Here is a 17,218-nt window from a genome sequence, read left to right on the forward strand (position 1 = left end):
TGATGAATGACAACCCTTTTTTCAAAAAAAAATTAAATCTCTTAGTTGCGTAATTTCTTTTTCTTGCTTACACTGATAACAAAGTCAAAAGTGTGTAAAAAAGGGACTAGGGAAAATTATGAATCTTTTACGTTGGATGTTGGACCGACATGAACAAGAAATATTAGAATTGCATGACTATCTGATATTACATGAAGGGGAAAAACTGTTGCTTAAAACGGTGATCGAAGAGTTGGGATGGTCACGTTATCGTGTTGTAACAGCTTTTAATAGCTTGATTGATGATTTAAATTTGGTTCATCAACATGCTGTTTCCGAAGAAAAATTTGTTTATGACACGAAATATATTGAAGTAAAAAAACAAAATCAAGCAGCAGTTCTAGAATTGGAACATTATTATCGCCAAAATTCGGTTGTTTGGTGGTTCTTAATTGACAGCTTGCTGGAAAATGTTACTTCATATGAGAATTTTGCGGTTAAACATAATACAAGTGTGTCGGTTATTCGTTCATCTAAAGAACGTGCAACTGAAGCATTAGGTAAGCATGGTATTAAAATTACAAAGAATAACCATTTGGTTGGTGATGAAGCAACGCTTCGTACTTTCTTTGTTCATATTATGAATCAATATCATAGCTATACAGAAATGCCGTTAAATGAAATTGAAAATGCGGAGATTGAAGAGATTGTCGATGCAATCATGGATATTTTTGACATTGAAAATCGTCAATCATTACGTCAATCATTACGTACGCAAGTGATGATTCTGTCAGTTAGAATTCGTAACGGCCATTATTTGCGTGACGCAGATTTACCAAAATTTGTGCGTCCTTGGCAAGACTGGCCAGAAGAAGATCAAGAGAAATACAAGGCATTCCGAGAATTGTTCCAAGAATTGTTTGAATTACCAGAACATATTGAACGTACGGAAGTCCTATTTTCTATCTTGGCACTCTTTGTCAGTGGTGTCGTTCGTAGCGTGCCACGTGCAATGATGACTGATAAGGTCGGAAATAATTTTTCAGAAGATCGAAAGCGTTTTGTTTCTATATTTGAACAATTCTTTGGTACTGAATTGCCAACAGAATATCAAAAACAATTGGGGCTAGCGATTGTTGGACCAAATATGCGTCAAGCGTACTTTGAAAGCACGTATGATCGTAAAAAGACTAGTATGCAATTTTTGGAAGAAAACTTCCCAGTGCAATCTCATTTTGTTGATTGCGTGATGGAGGACTTTAAGCGTCAACGCTTAATGTGGACACCAAATGCAGATGAAAAGATTGCAAATCTTTCACAAGAACACTTTAATGCGGTGGTTGCGATTATTCCTGCAAACATGATTTTGCCAAAGATTCATGTTTCTTTGGATTTTGTGTATTCACCAGGACTAGAAACAGTCTTGCATCGTATTTTAGAAAGCCAATGGCAAGTTAATTTTGTCTTTAACGAGAGTGACGCACCGGATTTCTACATTTCAGATATGGAATTAGATTCATTTGATGCCTCAAAAGCCTTTGTCTGGACAACATTTCCAGATGCAACTACGTTGAGCCAATTTATTAAAGAAGCAATGTCATTGAGTGAAAAGAAATTCTTGGCCAGTCGCCACGTGTCTGATTGGGACGAATTAAAAGAAAGTATTCATGTTGAAATTTAAAGCGTGAAAAAAAGCACCAAACCATTTCTGGGTTGGTGCTTTTTCTTATTTTTAAGTTTTTTTGTCTAGGATAGTGTGATGTATTTCAGGGGATTAAGCTTAGCGTTTGGCGTTTATCAAAAGCGTGGTAGAATATAGAAATAGAAATATTTTAGATAGGAGATCATTGTATGTTTAAAGATAAAAAAATTGTGGTTATGGTCAGTGGCGGTGTAGCTGCATACAAAGCCGTTATTTTAGTACGTGGACTCCAGAAATTAGGGGCACATGTTCGTGTTGTCATGTCACAAGCGGCAACAGAATTTGTCACGCCAAAAACATTCGCAGTATTAACAAACGAAACCGTCTTAACAGATTTGTTTGCATCACAAGATGAACAAATTGGCCATATTGATTTATCTGATTGGGCTGATTTGATGGTTGTGGTACCGGCCACTGCTAATATTATTGGGAAAATGGCCAATGGGATTGCGGATGACGCCATTAGTTCTGTTCTAAGCGCACGACATGTGCCGACATTTGTAGCACCAGCAATGAATGTACACATGTTTGAAAACTCAGCCTTACAACGTAATTTAGCCTTGCTTGAAGCCGATGGCGTCCATATTATTGCGCCAACGACAGGCCTATTAGCTGAAGGCTATGAAGGGAAAGGTCGCTTACCCGAACCTGAAGAAATCATTGCACAAATTGACGCTTACTTAAACACAGAACAACGTTTAGTCGGTAAGCATATCTTGATTAGTGCAGGGGGAACTATTGAACCAATCGATCCAGTACGATTTATTGGGAATCGTTCATCAGGTAAAATGGGTTATGCATTAGCGGATGAAGCTCGTAAAATGGGCGCAGATGTAACTCTTGTATCTACTGTAGATCGTCAAATTGATTCGTCAGTACATGTTATTCATGTTGAATCAGCAACTGAAATGGAAGCTGCTATGCAAACGGCATTGCCGAAGATGGACGCAGTTATTATGGCAGCGGCTGTTGCGGACTTCCGTGTTGCTGATGTTGCCGACCACAAAATTAAAAAGACAGATGATTCTGATACAATGACTTTATCATTGGTGAAGAATCCTGATATTTTAGCTGGACTAAGTCAACTGAAAACAACACAAATGATGGTTGGTTTTGCGGCTGAAACACAAAACGTGATTGATTATGCACAAAGCAAACTGGCAAAGAAAAATGTTGATATGATCGTTGCCAATGATGTGTCACAAGAGAATGTTGGCTTTGCACATGATACAAATGCTGTTAGTCTAGTAACGAAGGATAAGGTAGAAAACTTACCTTTGGCTGACAAACATGATATTGCCCGCGCTATTTTAACGCGTATTAGTGAAAGGTTAGAAAAGTAGCATGAATATTGGAATTGATAAAATTAATTTCTTCTCCCCAAATCTATATGTAGATATGGTGGACTTGGCAGAAGCTCGTGGCGAAGATCCAAACAAGTATTTGATTGGAATTGGTCAAACACAACAAGCTGTTATTCCAGCCACACAAGACATTGTGACAATGGCGGCCAATGCAGCTGACAGCATGTTAAGTGATAGTGACCGTGAAGACATTGAAGAAATCATTGTCGCCACTGAATCAGGGATTGATCAATCAAAGTCGGCTGCTGTTTATGTTCAAAGTCTACTTGGGATTAATCGTTTTGCACGTACAATTGAAATGAAGCAAGCATGTTATGCTGGAACTTATGGACTAATGCATGCGCGTGATTTTGTCGCTGCACATCCGGATAAAAAAGTGCTCGTTATCGCAAGTGACATTGCACGTTACGGCCTAGAAACGGGTGGTGAAGTGACTCAAGGTGGTGGTGCTGTTGCAATGTTGGTATCAGCAAACCCACGTTTGGTGACAATTAACCCCGATAGTGTCTACATGACTGCAGATATTATGGATTTCTGGCGTCCGAATTACACAAGCGAAGCGGTCGTTGATGGGAAGTTCTCAGCTAATATCTACCGTGATTTCTTTGGCGAATTGTGGAATCGATACAAGGAAAAGAATGGGGCATCATTAGATGAACTATCAGCCTTTGTTTATCACCTACCATTTACAAAAATGGGCTTAAAGGCATTGCGTGACATTTTGCCAGAAGTCAATGAAGACAAGCAGGCAGAATTGTTAGCAGCGTTTGAAGATAGTCGTGACTATAACAAGCAAATTGGTAACCTGTACACTGGGTCAACTTACTTGAGCCTATTGTCATTGTTAGACAACACAACAACCCTTAAGGCTGGTGATCGTATTGGCGTATTCTCATATGGATCAGGGGCTGAAGGTGAAGTGTTCTCAATGACTGTACAACCTGAATTTAAAGCTGCAGTATCAGAAGTTGCTTTCAAGGACATGGTTGCAGCACGTCAACGTGTATCAGTGGCAGAATATGAAACAATTTTTAAGTCAGTGCTATCAGGTTCTGCAGATCGTGAACTAGATATTAGTTCTGATCCAGCACGATTTGTATTGCAAGGATTAAAAGAACAACAACGTCAATACGTTGATCAACAAGGTTAATAACAGAATAAATAAGGAGTACGTATCACATGACAAAGATTTACCTAGCAGGACCATTTTTTGATGAAGACCAAATTGATCGTATCAGCCGTATGGAAGAGGCTTTAACAGCTAATCCAAAGGTAGCATCATTCTTTAGTCCACGAAAAGCAGAATTCAAAGACTTGGTAATGGGTACGCCTGAATGGGCAGCGGCTGTATTTGATATTGATCGTACCAACATTGATGCTGCTGATGTTGTCACAGCTGTGATTGACTACGAAGGAACTCATGTTGATCCTGGAACTGCGTGGGAAATTGGATATGCTAATGCAATTGGTAAGCCAGTTATCTTGGTAAAAGAAAAGCCAGCTGGTAGTGTTAATCTGATGATGGGTGTCCCAGCACATGCTGTTTTGACAGATGTAGCGGAGATTGAAACATATGATTTTGATGCCATGCCTGTAAGTTCATGGCAAGGTGACATGTTTTAACCTTTATTTTAAATAAAAACAAAGAATCTTTGACAAACGGAGTGAAAAAGTTCCGAGTTAAGGGTTCTTTTTTGTAGCGATTAGATTAAAATAGAATAATGAATTAAGTACGGGCGGATATGGTGATATCTAGTTGGGAACGTGCGGAGAAGGGGTTCTTGTGGGGGAGAAGATTAAACAAAAGTTAATTGAATATACAATTCCATTGTTTATTTCAAGTATCATGATTGGTTTAGCTGCATGGCTAACCATGTTTTTGTTGTATCAACAACAAGTAACGGTGCAGGTTAATGAAGTGCCAGTACGAGCAGAACGAGGGTACAAAGCGAAACAATTGGGAACCTTGAAGCAAGGCGAACACCTGCAAATTTTGCAAACCAAGGATAATTGGTATGAAATTCGTCGCGAAGATGAATCAAAGGGATGGGTTGCGAGTTGGTTAGTTGAACGTAAGCAACCTCTTGATAAGGTAACGCCTATGTCAGAAATGACAGTTGTTATTGATGCCGGTCATGGTGGAACTGACCCAGGTTCATCAGCGAATGACGGATCTGAGGAAAAGAAGTACACGCTACAAACCGCATTAAAGATGCAAGCTGATTTAGAAGCACGTGGTGCCCATGTGGTTATGTCACGCCAAGGGGACACAGATGTCCTGTTGAAGACAATTGCTGAATTACCAAAGAAGACGGCGGCTGACTTGTTCGTTTCAATTCATTTTGATGCGGTTAAGAAGAACCAAGCCCGTGGATTTACTACTTTCTACTATCATGATGATGGTTCAATCGAATTTGCTGAAGCGATTAATAATGAACTAGAAAAGCGTGTGCCAGACAAGATGCCTAATCGTGGAAATGATTTTGGGGACTATTATGTCCTTCGTCGTAACACGGTGCCAGCTGTCTTGATCGAAGGTGGTTACATTGATTCTGATAAGGACTTTGCCTACATTAAGGATGAAAAGTATCAAAACAATGTGGCTGATAGTGTAATCGCTGGAATTGATGCATTTACAGCTAAAAACGTTAAGTAGTAGCCTTGACGTCTACTCAAGGATATTAGATAATAAAAGACGATATATAACCAGTGAAGAAATGAATTCTACACGTTACATTTTAAGCGAGCAGGGGATGGTGAAAGCCTGTATTGTGAATGTAGAAGGGACACTTCTGAGGTCGCGTTGCGCGGATGTACACCGTTATCGTACGTTGAGAACCAAAACAAGGTGGTACCGCGCGTGAATGCGCCCTTGATAACAATGTTGTTGTTATCGAGGGCTTTTTTTATAGCCTGGTGCCGTGAAAGGACTTTAATTATGGCAAAATCAAATTTTCAAAAGCCAAAGGGAACAGCTGATCTGTTGCCAGGAGAATCATACAAGTGGCATTTCGTCGAAGAAACAGCCCGTCTATTGTTCTCTGATTACCAATACCAAGAAATTCGCACACCATTGTTTGAAAACTTTGATGTCTTTGCGCGTTCAGCAGGAGACACTTCAGATGTTGTAACAAAGGAAATGTATGACTTTTACGATAAGGGTGAACGTCACATTGCCCTTCGTCCAGAAGGAACAGCTGGAGTAGTTCGTTCATTCGTTGAAAACAAGTTGTTTGGGCCTGAATTCCAAAAGCCATACAAGGCGTTCTACATCGGACCAATGTTCCGTTACGAACGTCCACAAGCAGGGCGTATGCGTCAATTCCACCAAATCGGTGTAGAAGCATTGGGTTCAGAGTCACCAGCCCTTGATGCAGAAACAATCGCCATGGCCGTTGATTTCTTCCAAACACTTGGATTGACGGACTTGAAGGTGACGATTAACTCACTTGGTGATCCAGAATCACGTGAAGCTTACCGTCAAGCTTTGATCAACTACCTACGTCCATTGGCTGATGAATTGTCAGCTGATTCAAAGCAACGTTTGGAACAAAACCCACTACGTGTTTTGGATTCAAAGGATGCACATGACCAAGAATTGGTTGCGGACGCACCATCAATCTTGGATTACCTAACACCAGAAGCACAATTGCACTGGGATAAGGTCCAAACTTACTTGGATGCATTGGGGTTGGATTACGAAATCGATGCAAACACAGTTCGTGGACTTGACTACTACAACCACACAATCTTTGAAATCATGACACAAAGCGCAGTACTTGGTCGTGGTTGGACAACGATTGCTGGTGGTGGTCGTTACAATGGGCTTGTGCAAGAATTTGGTGGACCAGAAATGCCGGGTGTTGGATTCGGTATTGGACTAGAACGTTTGATGCTTTTGTTGAACGACATGGACGCTAACTTGGGGATGGCACCAAAAGTTGATATCTTTGTGGCTAATCAAGGTGAAGGAACTGATGTTGCAGCGATGCAAATGTTACAAGCAGTTCGTTCATTCGGTTACAGCGCTGAACGTGACTACCAAGACCGCAAGTTGAAGGGACAATTCAAGGCAGCTGATCGTATGCAAGCACGTTACATGATTATCATCGGTGAACGTGAATTGGCAGATCAAGTCGCGAACTTGAAGGACTTGGAAACAGGAGCCGAACGCACAGAAAAGCTAACTGACTTGTACACTGCATTGCCTGATTTGTTGGAAACAACTGTAATTGATGGAGAATAATAAAATGAAGCGAACTAACTATGCTGGACTAATTGATGAAACATACCTAGGACAACACGTTACACTAGATGGTTGGGTGCAAAAGCGCCGTGACTTCGGTGGTGTTTTGTTCGTTGACTTGCGTGATCGCGAAGGACTAGTGCAATTGTCATTCTCAGACGAAATCAACGCAGAAGCGAAGGCAATTGCGGATGATATCCGTACTGAATACGTGATTGAAGTACAAGGAATCGTTAAGGAACGTATCGAAGGGGCACAAAACCTAAACCTACGTTCAGGTAAGATTGAAGTCCAAGTTGACCACATCGAAGTTTTATCAGCTGCAAAGACAACACCATTTGAAATTGAAGATGGCATTGAAACGTCAGACGAACTTCGTTTGAAGTACCGTTACTTGGACTTGCGTCGCCCTGAAATGCAACGTAACTTGTTGATTCGTTCAAAGGTTACTGCAGCGACACACGAATTCTTGGATGACGCTGGATTTATCGATATTGAAACACCAATCTTGGCTAAGTCAACACCTGAAGGAGCCCGTGATTACCTAGTGCCATCACGTATCTACCCAGGTTCATTCTACGCTTTGCCACAATCACCACAATTGTTTAAGCAATTGTTGATGGGTGCTGGATTTGACCGTTACTACCAAGTTGCTCGTGCGTTCCGTGACGAAGACTTGCGTGGAGACCGTCAACCTGAATTTACACAACTAGACCTTGAAACATCATTCATGTCACAAACTGAAATCATGGAATTGGTAAGCAACTGGGTTGCGCACATCATGAAGAAGACAGTTAACTATGACTTGAACGTTGACCAAATTCCAACATTGGAATGGGCCGAAGCCATGGAACGTTTTGGAACAGACAAGCCTGACATGCGTTTTGGTATGGAACTACAAAACTTGACTGACTTGATGGCTGACTCAGACTTTGGTGTGTTCTCAAACGCTGTTAAGGCTGGCGGACAAGTTAAGGCACTCGTTGTTCCTGGGGGAGCAGATAACTACTCACGTAAGGACATCGACAAGATGGCACAATTCATCGAACGTTTCGGTGCAAAGGGATTGGCATGGTTGAAGGTTTCTGAAGCGGGAATCGAAGGACCAATTGCTAAATTCTTGACTGAAAAGGCAGATGACTTGTTGGCACAAACGCAAGCACAACCAGGAGACTTGTTGTTGTTCGCTGCTGACCAACCTGGTGTTGTTGCGGCAAGTTTGGATGCTTTGCGTCGTTCAGCAGCTGAAAAGTTGAACTTGATTGACGAATCAAAGTGGGCCTTTGCCTGGATTACGAACTGGCCACTATTTGAATACCAAGCTGAAGAAGATCGTTGGATTTCAGCGCACCACCCATTCACAATGCCAAATGAAGAAGATTTGCCATTGATGGATACTGTAGAAGGTGCTCACAAGGCCAAGGCACAATCATATGACTTGGTTTTGAATGGTTACGAACTTGGATCAGGTTCAATCCGTATCCACCGTATGGATGTGCAACAAAAGATGTTGCAAGCGCTTGGATTTACACCTGAATCAGCTAAGGAAGCCTTTGGCTTCTTACTAGAAGGTATGGAATTCGGCTTCCCACCAATGGGTGGTATCGCACTTGGTTTGGACCGTTTGGCAATGTTGCTTGCTGGACGTGACAACATTCGTGACGTTATTGCGTTCCCTAAGAACTCAAAGGCCACTGAACCAATGACTGATGCACCTACACCAGCAAGCCGACAACAAATCGTTGAAGATCTTGGCTTGGTTTCGCCAGTGTACTCAGAAACTGATGCACCAAACATGGCTGAAGAGTAAGCAAATCGATTTATTGATGATCTAATGCCTACTTGTGAGTGAAAATGGGGGAAACATGAGCTCGATTATTAAGTTTTTTGATCGCCATGAATCAGCTTCTCGTGTCTTTACAGCCTTACTATATGCAATCACTTCTGCGGTAGCGTTGAATTTCTTCTGGATTCCTGGAAACATTTATTCATCTGGATTCACTGGACTAGCGCAAATTGTGAACACGATTAGTAATCGCTATATGGGCTTCGACATGCCGATTAGTGTGTTGATTATCTTATTGAATGCGCCATTGTTGATTTTGGCGTATATCAAGATTAGTAGGCGCTTTGCCTTGTTTACGACAGTTGCCCTAGTGGGTGCGTCTATCTCAATTCACTACATTACCGGACCAGCAGTACCATGGAGCACAGATCCATTAGTATTGGCCATCTTTGGTGGTGCCGTGAATGGATTTGGAACTGGAATGGCTTTGCGTAACGGAATTTCAACGGGTGGCTTGGACATCATTGGAATTGTCGTGCGTAAAAAAACGGGCATGCGTATGGGGGCAGTTAATCTGACCTTTAATGCATTCATCGTTTTGACCGCCGGCTTCTTATTTGGACCACAATTTGCACTTTACACAATTATTAGTTTGGTTGTGAATGCCAATGTGCTTGATGGTGTGTATACACGTCAACAACAATTGCAAGTGATGATCGTGACAGATAAGCCAGCGCAAGTCATTGAAGTCGTACAAAAAGAATTGCGTCGTGGTATTACAATCGTGCACGGAGCCGAAGGTGCATATACACATGCGCCAAAGGAAGTATTGTTCACTGTTATTTCAGCGTATGAACGATATGAATTTCGTGATGCATTAGCAGAAGCTGATCCACATGCTTGGGCGTCTACATGGCGCATTGAACGTACAATTGGGCGATTCTTTGAGCCTAAATTGTAATCCCAAATTAATTTAATCAAGTCAGTGTTTTTCTGTTTGACATTGACATTTAACCTGTATAGAATAGTAAAGAACAAAGTGTGCAACGTTAAATGGTTGAATTTTTCACACGGGAAGGGAGGGTAAACATTATGACTATGACTGTTGTTCGTAAGAATGAGTCACTAGATGATGCACTTCGCCGTTTCAAGCGTGGAGTTTCAAAGGATGGTACTCTTCAAGAATACCGTAAGCGTGAGTTCTACGTTAAGCCATCAGTTCAACGTAAGTTGAAGGCTGAAGCTGCTCGTAAGCGCAAGAACAAGAAGGGACGTTAATTCGTTCTAGCCGGACTACCGTTGGGTGGTCCGGTTTTGTTTTATATTCTGTTAAAATTAACTTATAAAATGTTGTATCAAAGAAAGGAATTTAATCATGTCATTAATTGAAACACTATCAGCAGATATGAAGACAGCCATGAAGGCTAAGGACAAGCAAACACTTGGTGTTGTGCGTATGTTGAAGTCAGCATTGTCAAACGAACAAATCAAGTTGGGAGCCGACTTGACAGAAGAGCAAGAAATTGCCGTTGTATCACGTGAAATGAAGCAACGTGTTGAAGAACTTGAAGGAAACCAAGCTGCTGGTCGTGATGACTTGGCAGAAGAAGTTCAAGGTCAAATGGACGTTTTGAAGCGTTACTTGCCAGAACAATTGTCAGACGAAGAAGTTGAAGCCATTGTTGTGGAAACAATTGCGCAAGTTGGTGCTTCAAGCAAGGCTGACTTGGGAATGGTCATGGGCGCATTGATGCCTAAGGTTAAGGGGAAGGCCGACGGTAAGTTGGTTAACCGCTTGGTTATGGAAAAGCTTGCCTAATCACGGAATAAGACATGTTCCCGATACAGACAGGTGCGGTATAATAATAGTATTCAGGAAATTAATGGAGGAATAAGTCAATGGATGTTGCAATGATCGACCAATCAACCCCTGGGTTGACGACTGAACAAACTGCTTTAGTTACTGATATTTTAGATTTTGCAGGTAAGTTTCTAGAATTACCAGAAGATACTGAAATGTCAGTAACATTTATGCATAATGATGAAATTCAACGTTACAATCGTGAGTACCGTGATAAGGATCGTGCTACGGACGTTATTTCATTTGCCATCGAAGATGATGACGAAGATATGCCGTTGATGTTTGATGAAGACATGGAAGCTGACTTGGCCAAGAATCTTGGTGATATTTTGGTTTCTGTGGACAAGGTTGCGGAACAAGCTAAGGAATACGAACATTCATATGAGCGTGAACTTGGCTTCTTAGTTGTTCATGGTTTCTTGCACTTAAATGGATATGACCATACATTAAGTGAAGCCGATGAAAAGGAAATGTTTGGCCTACAAACAGAAATTCTGGATCAATATGGACTGGAACGCTAACGAGCACCAAACTGAAAAAAACACACGATTTCTACAAGCCTTTGGTCATGCATGGGATGGCGTAAAAGTGGTATTAGAACGAGAACGTAATATGCGTTTTCATCTGCTAGCAACCATTTTAGTTGTCCTAGGAGGTTTGTGGTTAGGTATTGGCCGTTCAGATTGGATCTGGATTACCATTGCAGTGTTTATTGTCGTCGTGGCAGAATTTACTAATACAATGGTAGAAGCCATCGTCGACTTGATTGTCGGAGAAACATACGAACCGTTAGCGAAAGTTGCCAAAGACGTCGCTGCTGGGGGAGTTTTGGTTTCTGCAGGTACGGCAATGATTATCGGTAGTTTAATTTTTCTACCATACATTTTCCAACTATTTGGTTGGAAATAACGAAAGTTAAGGAATAAATATGAGCGAACAAGCATTTAAGTCTGGTTTTGTGGCCATTGTTGGACGTCCAAACGTTGGAAAGTCAACTTTGATGAACGAAATGATTGGTGAAAAGATTGCCATCATGTCACCAAAGGCGCAAACAACACGTAACAAGATTCAAGGAATCTACACTAATGATGAAGGGCAAATCGTATTTATCGACACGCCTGGAATCCACAAGCCACAAAACGGTTTGGGTGACTTCATGGTGAAGACAGCGATGTCATCACTTGGAGAAGCTGACATGATCTGGTTTGTTGTGAACGCAGACCAAAAGCGTGGAGCCGGTGACGACTTCATTATTAACCGTTTGAAGACAGTGGACACACCAGTTTACTTGATCATCAACAAGGTTGATTTGGTACACCCACAAGATTTGTTGGTTATCATTGATGACTACCGTCAACAAATGGACTTTGCTGAAATCTTTCCAATCTCTGCGTTGGATGGAGATGGTGTGCCACACTTGTTGGACTTCACTATGGGAAACATGGAAGAAGGCCCACAATACTACCCTGAAGACCAAATTACTGATCACCCAGAACGTTTTATTATGGCTGAATTGATCCGTGAAAAGGTTCTACAATTGACACGTCAAGAAGTGCCACATTCAGTTGCGGTTGTTATCGAAACAATCGAACGTGAAGGTGATGCTAAGTTGCACATCCAAGCAGCGATTGTTGTTGAACGTCCAACACAAAAGAACATCGTTATTGGTAAGCAAGGCTCAATGATCAAGGAAATCGGAACTCGTGCACGTAAGGATATCGAACGTCTAATGGGTGAAAAGATTTTCCTTGAACTATGGGTTAAGGTTGAAGATCGTTGGCGTGATAAGCCACAATCTTTGAACGCCTTTGGTTACAACGAAGATTCAGAAGTTTAATATAAACATGCCGTGTTTGGAAGGAGGGGCACATGACAGAAGTATTTGATGCGATTGTGATGTATCAACGTCCTCATAAAGAACACGACTTGATGGTTAAAATGTTAACGAGAGAACATGGTAAACGAATGTTTTATATTCGTCATGGGAAATCGAAAAGATATGCGTATGCGGCTGATGTATTACCGTTTACCATTGGACAATATGAAGGAACGATTAATGCCACGGGACTAAGTTTTATGAATGATGTGAAACAAAGTCACGTTGCACGTGTTTTTCTAGAAGATGTCAATAAATCTGCCTACATGACTTACATCATGGGGTTAGTGGATGCTGCGTTTGTAGATAATCAACCATTAACGAATTGGTATGATGAGGTCGCTTTAGCGATTGAAAAGATGGAGACGGGCCTTAGCCCGATGGCCTTAGCCAATTATTTTGAACTAAAGCTCTTACCTGCTTTTGGTGTGCACGTCGATTGGGAACGTTGTGTGATATGTGAAGGAACAACGCCTCAAATGGACTTTTCAATGACACTAGGTGGGCTTTTGTGTGCCAAACATTTTGGTCAAGATGAACATCGTATGCATATTGCGCCTAAAGCGCTATATATCTTAAAACAATTTAGCCAAGTGCATTTAAAGCAGATGCATTCGTTAAGTGTTAAAACAATGACCCTACAAGAAATGAGTCGTGTATTAGATGCGATTTATGACGATCAAGTAGGGGTTCAATTAAAAGCGAAGTCTTTTATCAAACAATTGCAGAGTTGGGACCAACGTTTACAATCGAGAACGCCTACCTCTGAAACGACAGATAAAGATGATAGTAGTGGACATGCTTAATATGATTAAAAATCCCTGAGGAGGAATCCTTAGGGGTTTTTATTTTATTTTCATAAAAAGTTTTAAATTTTAAATTTGACGAAATATCTTACTTTCGATATAATTAACGTCATAAACAAAAAGGAGATTTATGATTATGAACCCATGGCTAGACATTAACCACTGGCAACACATTGGAGTTGGTATTTTGATGGAAATCAGTACTTGGACTTTCTGGACTGCAGCAGCTGTTGAAACTGGATTCCACGCCATCTTTGGTTAAGCAATTCTGCTTGACTTTTACAAGGCTTCCCGTAAAATATTAAGTATATGCATTGAGGATAGAAAAAATTTTAAGACCTGTATGAGCGAGTTACCAATGGTGAGAGGGTAATCATGGTTGATGAATGGGGAGCTATCTGAGCAACAACTTAAATTAAGCTGCCAGTCTAACTGGAAGTAGGGTGGAACCGCGATACATATCGTCCCTACATCAATCACGCAATGTGGTTGGTGTAGGGATTTTTTTCTGCACTGCCACAGAAAGGAACTAATAATGAGCACAAAAATGAGTGTCCAAGATATTATTTTAACTTTGCAAACATTCTGGGCTAAGCAAGGTGCCATGTTGATGGAAGCCTACGATACTGAAAAGGGTGCGGGGACAATGAGTCCTTACACATTCTTGCGTGCCAATGGACCTGAACCATGGAATGCAGCTTATGTTGAACCATCACGTCGTCCCGCGGATGGACGTTACGGGGATAACCCAAACCGTTTGTACCAACACCACCAATTCCAAGTGGTTATGAAGCCTTCACCAGATAACATTCAAGAATTGTACTTGGAATCATTGGTTGCTTTGGGGATCAACCCATTGGAACACGATATTCGTTTCGTTGAAGACAACTGGGAAAACCCATCAATGGGTGCCGCTGGTATCGGTTGGGAAGTTTGGCTAGATGGAATGGAAGTCACACAATTTACGTACTTCCAACAAGTCGGTGGAATTCCTGTTGATGCAGTTACTTCTGAAATCACATATGGTTTGGAACGTTTGGCATCATACATCCAAGACGTACCAACTGTTTACGATTTGGAATGGGGTAACGGTGTTCTTTACGGGGATATCTTCAAGGAACCTGAATTTGAACACTCAACATACTCATTTGACACATCAGATGCAGACATGTTGTTGCGTCACTTTAATGAATACGAGGCTGAAGCAAAGCGTGCGCTAGAAGCCGGTTTGGTTCACCCGGCGTACGATTACATCTTGAAGGCATCACACACATTCAACTTGTTGGATGCTCGTGGAACTGTGTCAGTTACTGAACGTGCTAAGTACTTGAGCCGTATCCGTAACATGGCCCGCACAGTTGCGAAGGCCTTTATCGCTGAACGTAAGAAGCTTGGATTCCCACTATTGAAGGATGAAGCATTACGTGAAAAGTACCTACCAGCTCAAGAAGAGGAGGCTAAGTAACATGGCAGATTTTCTATTAGAAATTGGACTAGAAGAAGTACCAGCGCACTTGGTTTCACCAGCGCGTGAACAATTGGTTGAACGTACTGAAGCATTCTTAGCTGAAGCACGTTTGGGATTTGGGAAGGTCGAAGCTTTCTCAACACCACGTCGTTTGGCAATCTTGGTTCGTGACTTGGCTGACAAGGCTGAAGACATGGAATTTGAAGTGAAGGGGCCAATCAAGCGTGCTGCTGTGGACGCTGATGGTAACTACACTAAGGCTGCGGAAGGATTCGTTCGTGGACAAGGTATGACAACTGATGACATCATCATCAAGGAATCAAACGGAAACGAACACATCTTCGTTGCGAAGTTTGAAGCTGGTCAAGTTGCAGCGGATGTTTTGCAAGGATTCAACACTGTTGTTGAAGCAATGCAATTCCCAACTGAAATGCGTTGGGGACGTCACAGCTTCCAATACGTTCGTCCGATTCGCTGGATGGTTGCCTTGTTGGATGACAAGATTGTGCCATTCAACGTTTTGGATGTTGAAACTGGACGCACATCACGTGGACACCGTTTCTTAGGACAAGATGTTGAAATTAAGTCAGCAACAGAATACGTTGCTGCGCTTGAATCAGTTGCTGTTTTGGCTGATGCACAAGCACGTAAGGACACAATTTGGGCACAAATCGAAGCGATTGGGGCATCAAATGGTTGGACTGTTGTGCCTGATGCCGACTTGTTGGAAGAAGTTAATAACTTGGTTGAATTCCCAACAGCCTTCAATGGTAATTTCGATGCAAAGTACTTGGATTTGCCGGATGAAGTATTGATTACTTCAATGCGCGAACACCAACGTTTCTTCCACGTTGTTGATGAAAATGGGGCTTTGTTGCCACACTTTATCTCAGTACGTAACGGAAACGACCAACACTTGGACAACGTTATTGCTGGTAATGAAAAGGTTTTGATTGCCCGTTTGGAAGACGCTGTCTTCTTCTACGGTGAAGATCAAAAGCATGATATTGCTTACTACAATGATAAGTTGAAGAATGTCTCATTCCACGCTAAGTTGGGATCAGTTGCTGATCACACACGTCGTGCGCAATTAATGGCTGCCTTGCTAGCAGATCGTCTAGAACTAGACGAAGATGCACAAGTGAAGCTGGCTGAAGCTGCATCAATCTACAAGTTTGACTTGATGACTGGAATGGTTGGTGAATTTGACGAATTGCAAGGTATCATGGGTGAAAAGTACGCTTTGTTGTTCGGTGAAGCGCCTGAAGTAGCTGCTGCAATTCGTGAACACTACATGCCAATTAGTGCAGGTGGGGAATTGCCAGCAACTGACCTAGGTAAGATTTTGGCTTTGGCTGATAAGCTAGATACATTAGTATCATTCTTCGCCGGTGAAATGATTCCTTCTGGATCAAACGACCCATACGCATTGCGTCGTGCTGCTTCTGGAATCATGAACATTCTTCGTGCTAACGACTGGACATTCGACTTGAACGAATTGTTGGTTGAATACGTATCAGCCATTACTGAAAGTGAAGACCATGTTGGTTTGCCAGAAGAGGTTGTTGCACGTTTGGTAGCCAGTGTGTCAGATATCAATGATTTCTTGACAGACCGTGTTATCAAGGAATTGCAAGATCAAAATGTGCGTCATGACGTGATTAATGCCGTGACACAAGCTGGTCTAACAAGCACAAGTCAAATGTTTGATTCTGTTGCAGCGTTGTTGGCTCATCAAGATGATGCTAACTTCCGTGATGGTGTTGAAGGATTAACACGTATCATGCGTTTGACAACTAAGAACTCAACAGATGCAGAAGTATCTACTGACTTGTTTGAAAACGAAGCTGAAGCAGCGTTGTATGAAGCAACAGTAGCTCTTGATGCAGAAACAACTGATGACATGTTGGTTGATTTGTTGGCTTTGTCAGATAAGATTGCCGCTTACTTCGACGTAACAATGGTTATGGTTGAAGATGAAGCTGTGAAGCAAAACCGTTTGGCAACACTTGCAACTGTAAGTGAAATGGCCGGACAAGTTGCTAACTTCATGGAACTAGATGTGAAGAGCAAGTAATTTGTTAGTTTAATAGATAGACCAAAAGGACGTAGCTGATAGCTAGGTCCTTT

Annotated in this window: 17 protein-coding genes; all 17 read left to right on the plus strand. The window is 41.7% G+C overall.

Features of this window, described 5'->3' with window-relative positions; all coding sequences use genetic code 11:
- The first annotated feature begins 118 nt into the window (after positions 1-118).
- Positions 119-1,660 (plus strand): helix-turn-helix domain-containing protein, encoded by a 1,542-nt coding sequence (locus tag KHQ31_RS02050; protein WP_213409338.1) that lies wholly within the window; start codon positions 119-121, stop codon positions 1,658-1,660.
- 170 nt (positions 1,661-1,830) lie between these two features.
- Entirely contained in the window at positions 1,831-3,024 is a 1,194-nt protein-coding gene (coaBC, locus tag KHQ31_RS02055) for a bifunctional phosphopantothenoylcysteine decarboxylase/phosphopantothenate--cysteine ligase CoaBC (RefSeq protein ID WP_213409339.1), read from the plus strand.
- A 1-nt stretch (position 3,025) separates the two neighbouring features.
- Positions 3,026-4,195 carry a hydroxymethylglutaryl-CoA synthase gene (locus tag KHQ31_RS02060; RefSeq protein ID WP_213409340.1) on the plus strand — a complete coding sequence of 390 codons (1,170 nt, stop codon included), beginning with the start codon at positions 3,026-3,028 and terminating at the stop codon, positions 4,193-4,195.
- A gap of 29 nt (positions 4,196-4,224) precedes the next feature.
- Complete coding sequence (locus tag KHQ31_RS02065) at positions 4,225-4,668, plus strand: nucleoside 2-deoxyribosyltransferase (RefSeq protein WP_213409341.1); 444 nt, start codon at positions 4,225-4,227, stop codon at positions 4,666-4,668.
- Positions 4,669-4,828: 160 nt separating this feature from the next.
- The gene (locus tag KHQ31_RS02070) at positions 4,829-5,701 is read left to right on the plus strand and encodes an N-acetylmuramoyl-L-alanine amidase (protein WP_264336030.1); all 873 of its coding nucleotides are present in this window, start codon (positions 4,829-4,831) and stop codon (positions 5,699-5,701) included.
- Between the two features lie 282 nt (positions 5,702-5,983).
- Positions 5,984-7,291 (plus strand): histidine--tRNA ligase, encoded by a 1,308-nt coding sequence (gene hisS, locus KHQ31_RS02075; RefSeq protein WP_213409342.1) that lies wholly within the window; start codon positions 5,984-5,986, stop codon positions 7,289-7,291.
- Positions 7,292-7,295: 4 nt separating this feature from the next.
- Positions 7,296-9,101: an aspartate--tRNA ligase gene (gene aspS / locus KHQ31_RS02080; protein WP_213409343.1), complete on the plus strand. Its 1,806-nt coding sequence runs from the start codon at positions 7,296-7,298 to the stop codon at positions 9,099-9,101.
- A 55-nt stretch (positions 9,102-9,156) separates the two neighbouring features.
- The gene (locus tag KHQ31_RS02085) at positions 9,157-10,038 is read left to right on the plus strand and encodes a YitT family protein (RefSeq protein WP_213409344.1); all 882 of its coding nucleotides are present in this window, start codon (positions 9,157-9,159) and stop codon (positions 10,036-10,038) included.
- A 131-nt stretch (positions 10,039-10,169) separates the two neighbouring features.
- Positions 10,170-10,355, plus strand: coding sequence for a 30S ribosomal protein S21 (gene rpsU, locus KHQ31_RS02090; protein WP_213409345.1), 186 nt, complete (start codon positions 10,170-10,172; stop codon positions 10,353-10,355).
- 97 nt (positions 10,356-10,452) lie between these two features.
- Complete coding sequence (locus tag KHQ31_RS02095) at positions 10,453-10,896, plus strand: GatB/YqeY domain-containing protein (protein ID WP_213409346.1); 444 nt, start codon at positions 10,453-10,455, stop codon at positions 10,894-10,896.
- A gap of 80 nt (positions 10,897-10,976) precedes the next feature.
- A complete protein-coding gene (ybeY, locus tag KHQ31_RS02100; protein ID WP_213409347.1) occupies positions 10,977-11,459 on the plus strand; it encodes an rRNA maturation RNase YbeY in 483 nt (160 codons plus the stop codon).
- Complete coding sequence (locus KHQ31_RS02105) at positions 11,443-11,847, plus strand: diacylglycerol kinase family protein (RefSeq protein ID WP_213409348.1); 405 nt, start codon at positions 11,443-11,445, stop codon at positions 11,845-11,847. The genes ybeY and KHQ31_RS02105 overlap by 17 nt, the downstream gene beginning before the upstream one ends.
- Before the next feature lie 19 nt (positions 11,848-11,866).
- Positions 11,867-12,775, plus strand: coding sequence for a GTPase Era (gene era, locus KHQ31_RS02110; protein ID WP_213409349.1), 909 nt, complete (start codon positions 11,867-11,869; stop codon positions 12,773-12,775).
- A 32-nt stretch (positions 12,776-12,807) separates the two neighbouring features.
- Positions 12,808-13,620, plus strand: a complete 813-nt coding sequence (recO, locus tag KHQ31_RS02115; RefSeq protein WP_213409350.1) for a DNA repair protein RecO — start codon at positions 12,808-12,810, stop codon at positions 13,618-13,620.
- 130 nt (positions 13,621-13,750) lie between these two features.
- On the plus strand, positions 13,751-13,882 hold the full coding sequence (locus KHQ31_RS07860) for a hypothetical protein (protein WP_264336031.1): 132 nt from the start codon (positions 13,751-13,753) through the stop codon (positions 13,880-13,882).
- A gap of 273 nt (positions 13,883-14,155) precedes the next feature.
- Positions 14,156-15,085, plus strand: a complete 930-nt coding sequence (gene glyQ, locus KHQ31_RS02120; protein WP_213409351.1) for a glycine--tRNA ligase subunit alpha — start codon at positions 14,156-14,158, stop codon at positions 15,083-15,085.
- Between the two features lies 1 nt (position 15,086).
- Positions 15,087-17,165, plus strand: coding sequence for a glycine--tRNA ligase subunit beta (gene glyS / locus KHQ31_RS02125; RefSeq protein ID WP_213409352.1), 2,079 nt, complete (start codon positions 15,087-15,089; stop codon positions 17,163-17,165).
- Positions 17,166-17,218: the final 53 nt, after the last annotated feature.

Source organism: Weissella ceti, from assembly GCF_018394055.1.
Lineage (GTDB): Bacteria > Bacillota > Bacilli > Lactobacillales > Lactobacillaceae > Weissella > Weissella ceti.

Coding starts and splice junctions, on each gene's coding strand:
- recO (WP_213409350.1), top strand. CDS start 12,808: ATGACAGAAGTATTTGATGCGATTGTGATGTATCAACGTCCTCATAAA.
- KHQ31_RS02095 (WP_213409346.1), top strand. CDS start 10,453: ATGTCATTAATTGAAACACTATCAGCAGATATGAAGACAGCCATGAAG.
- aspS (WP_213409343.1), top strand. CDS start 7,296: ATGAAGCGAACTAACTATGCTGGACTAATTGATGAAACATACCTAGGA.
- KHQ31_RS02050 (WP_213409338.1), top strand. CDS start 119: ATGAATCTTTTACGTTGGATGTTGGACCGACATGAACAAGAAATATTA.
- era (WP_213409349.1), top strand. CDS start 11,867: ATGAGCGAACAAGCATTTAAGTCTGGTTTTGTGGCCATTGTTGGACGT.
- KHQ31_RS02105 (WP_213409348.1), top strand. CDS start 11,443: ATGGACTGGAACGCTAACGAGCACCAAACTGAAAAAAACACACGATTT.
- KHQ31_RS02085 (WP_213409344.1), top strand. CDS start 9,157: ATGAGCTCGATTATTAAGTTTTTTGATCGCCATGAATCAGCTTCTCGT.
- KHQ31_RS07860 (WP_264336031.1), top strand. CDS start 13,751: ATGATTATGAACCCATGGCTAGACATTAACCACTGGCAACACATTGGA.
- KHQ31_RS02060 (WP_213409340.1), top strand. CDS start 3,026: ATGAATATTGGAATTGATAAAATTAATTTCTTCTCCCCAAATCTATAT.
- hisS (WP_213409342.1), top strand. CDS start 5,984: ATGGCAAAATCAAATTTTCAAAAGCCAAAGGGAACAGCTGATCTGTTG.
- glyS (WP_213409352.1), top strand. CDS start 15,087: ATGGCAGATTTTCTATTAGAAATTGGACTAGAAGAAGTACCAGCGCAC.
- rpsU (WP_213409345.1), top strand. CDS start 10,170: ATGACTATGACTGTTGTTCGTAAGAATGAGTCACTAGATGATGCACTT.
- KHQ31_RS02065 (WP_213409341.1), top strand. CDS start 4,225: ATGACAAAGATTTACCTAGCAGGACCATTTTTTGATGAAGACCAAATT.
- glyQ (WP_213409351.1), top strand. CDS start 14,156: ATGAGCACAAAAATGAGTGTCCAAGATATTATTTTAACTTTGCAAACA.
- ybeY (WP_213409347.1), top strand. CDS start 10,977: ATGGATGTTGCAATGATCGACCAATCAACCCCTGGGTTGACGACTGAA.
- coaBC (WP_213409339.1), top strand. CDS start 1,831: ATGTTTAAAGATAAAAAAATTGTGGTTATGGTCAGTGGCGGTGTAGCT.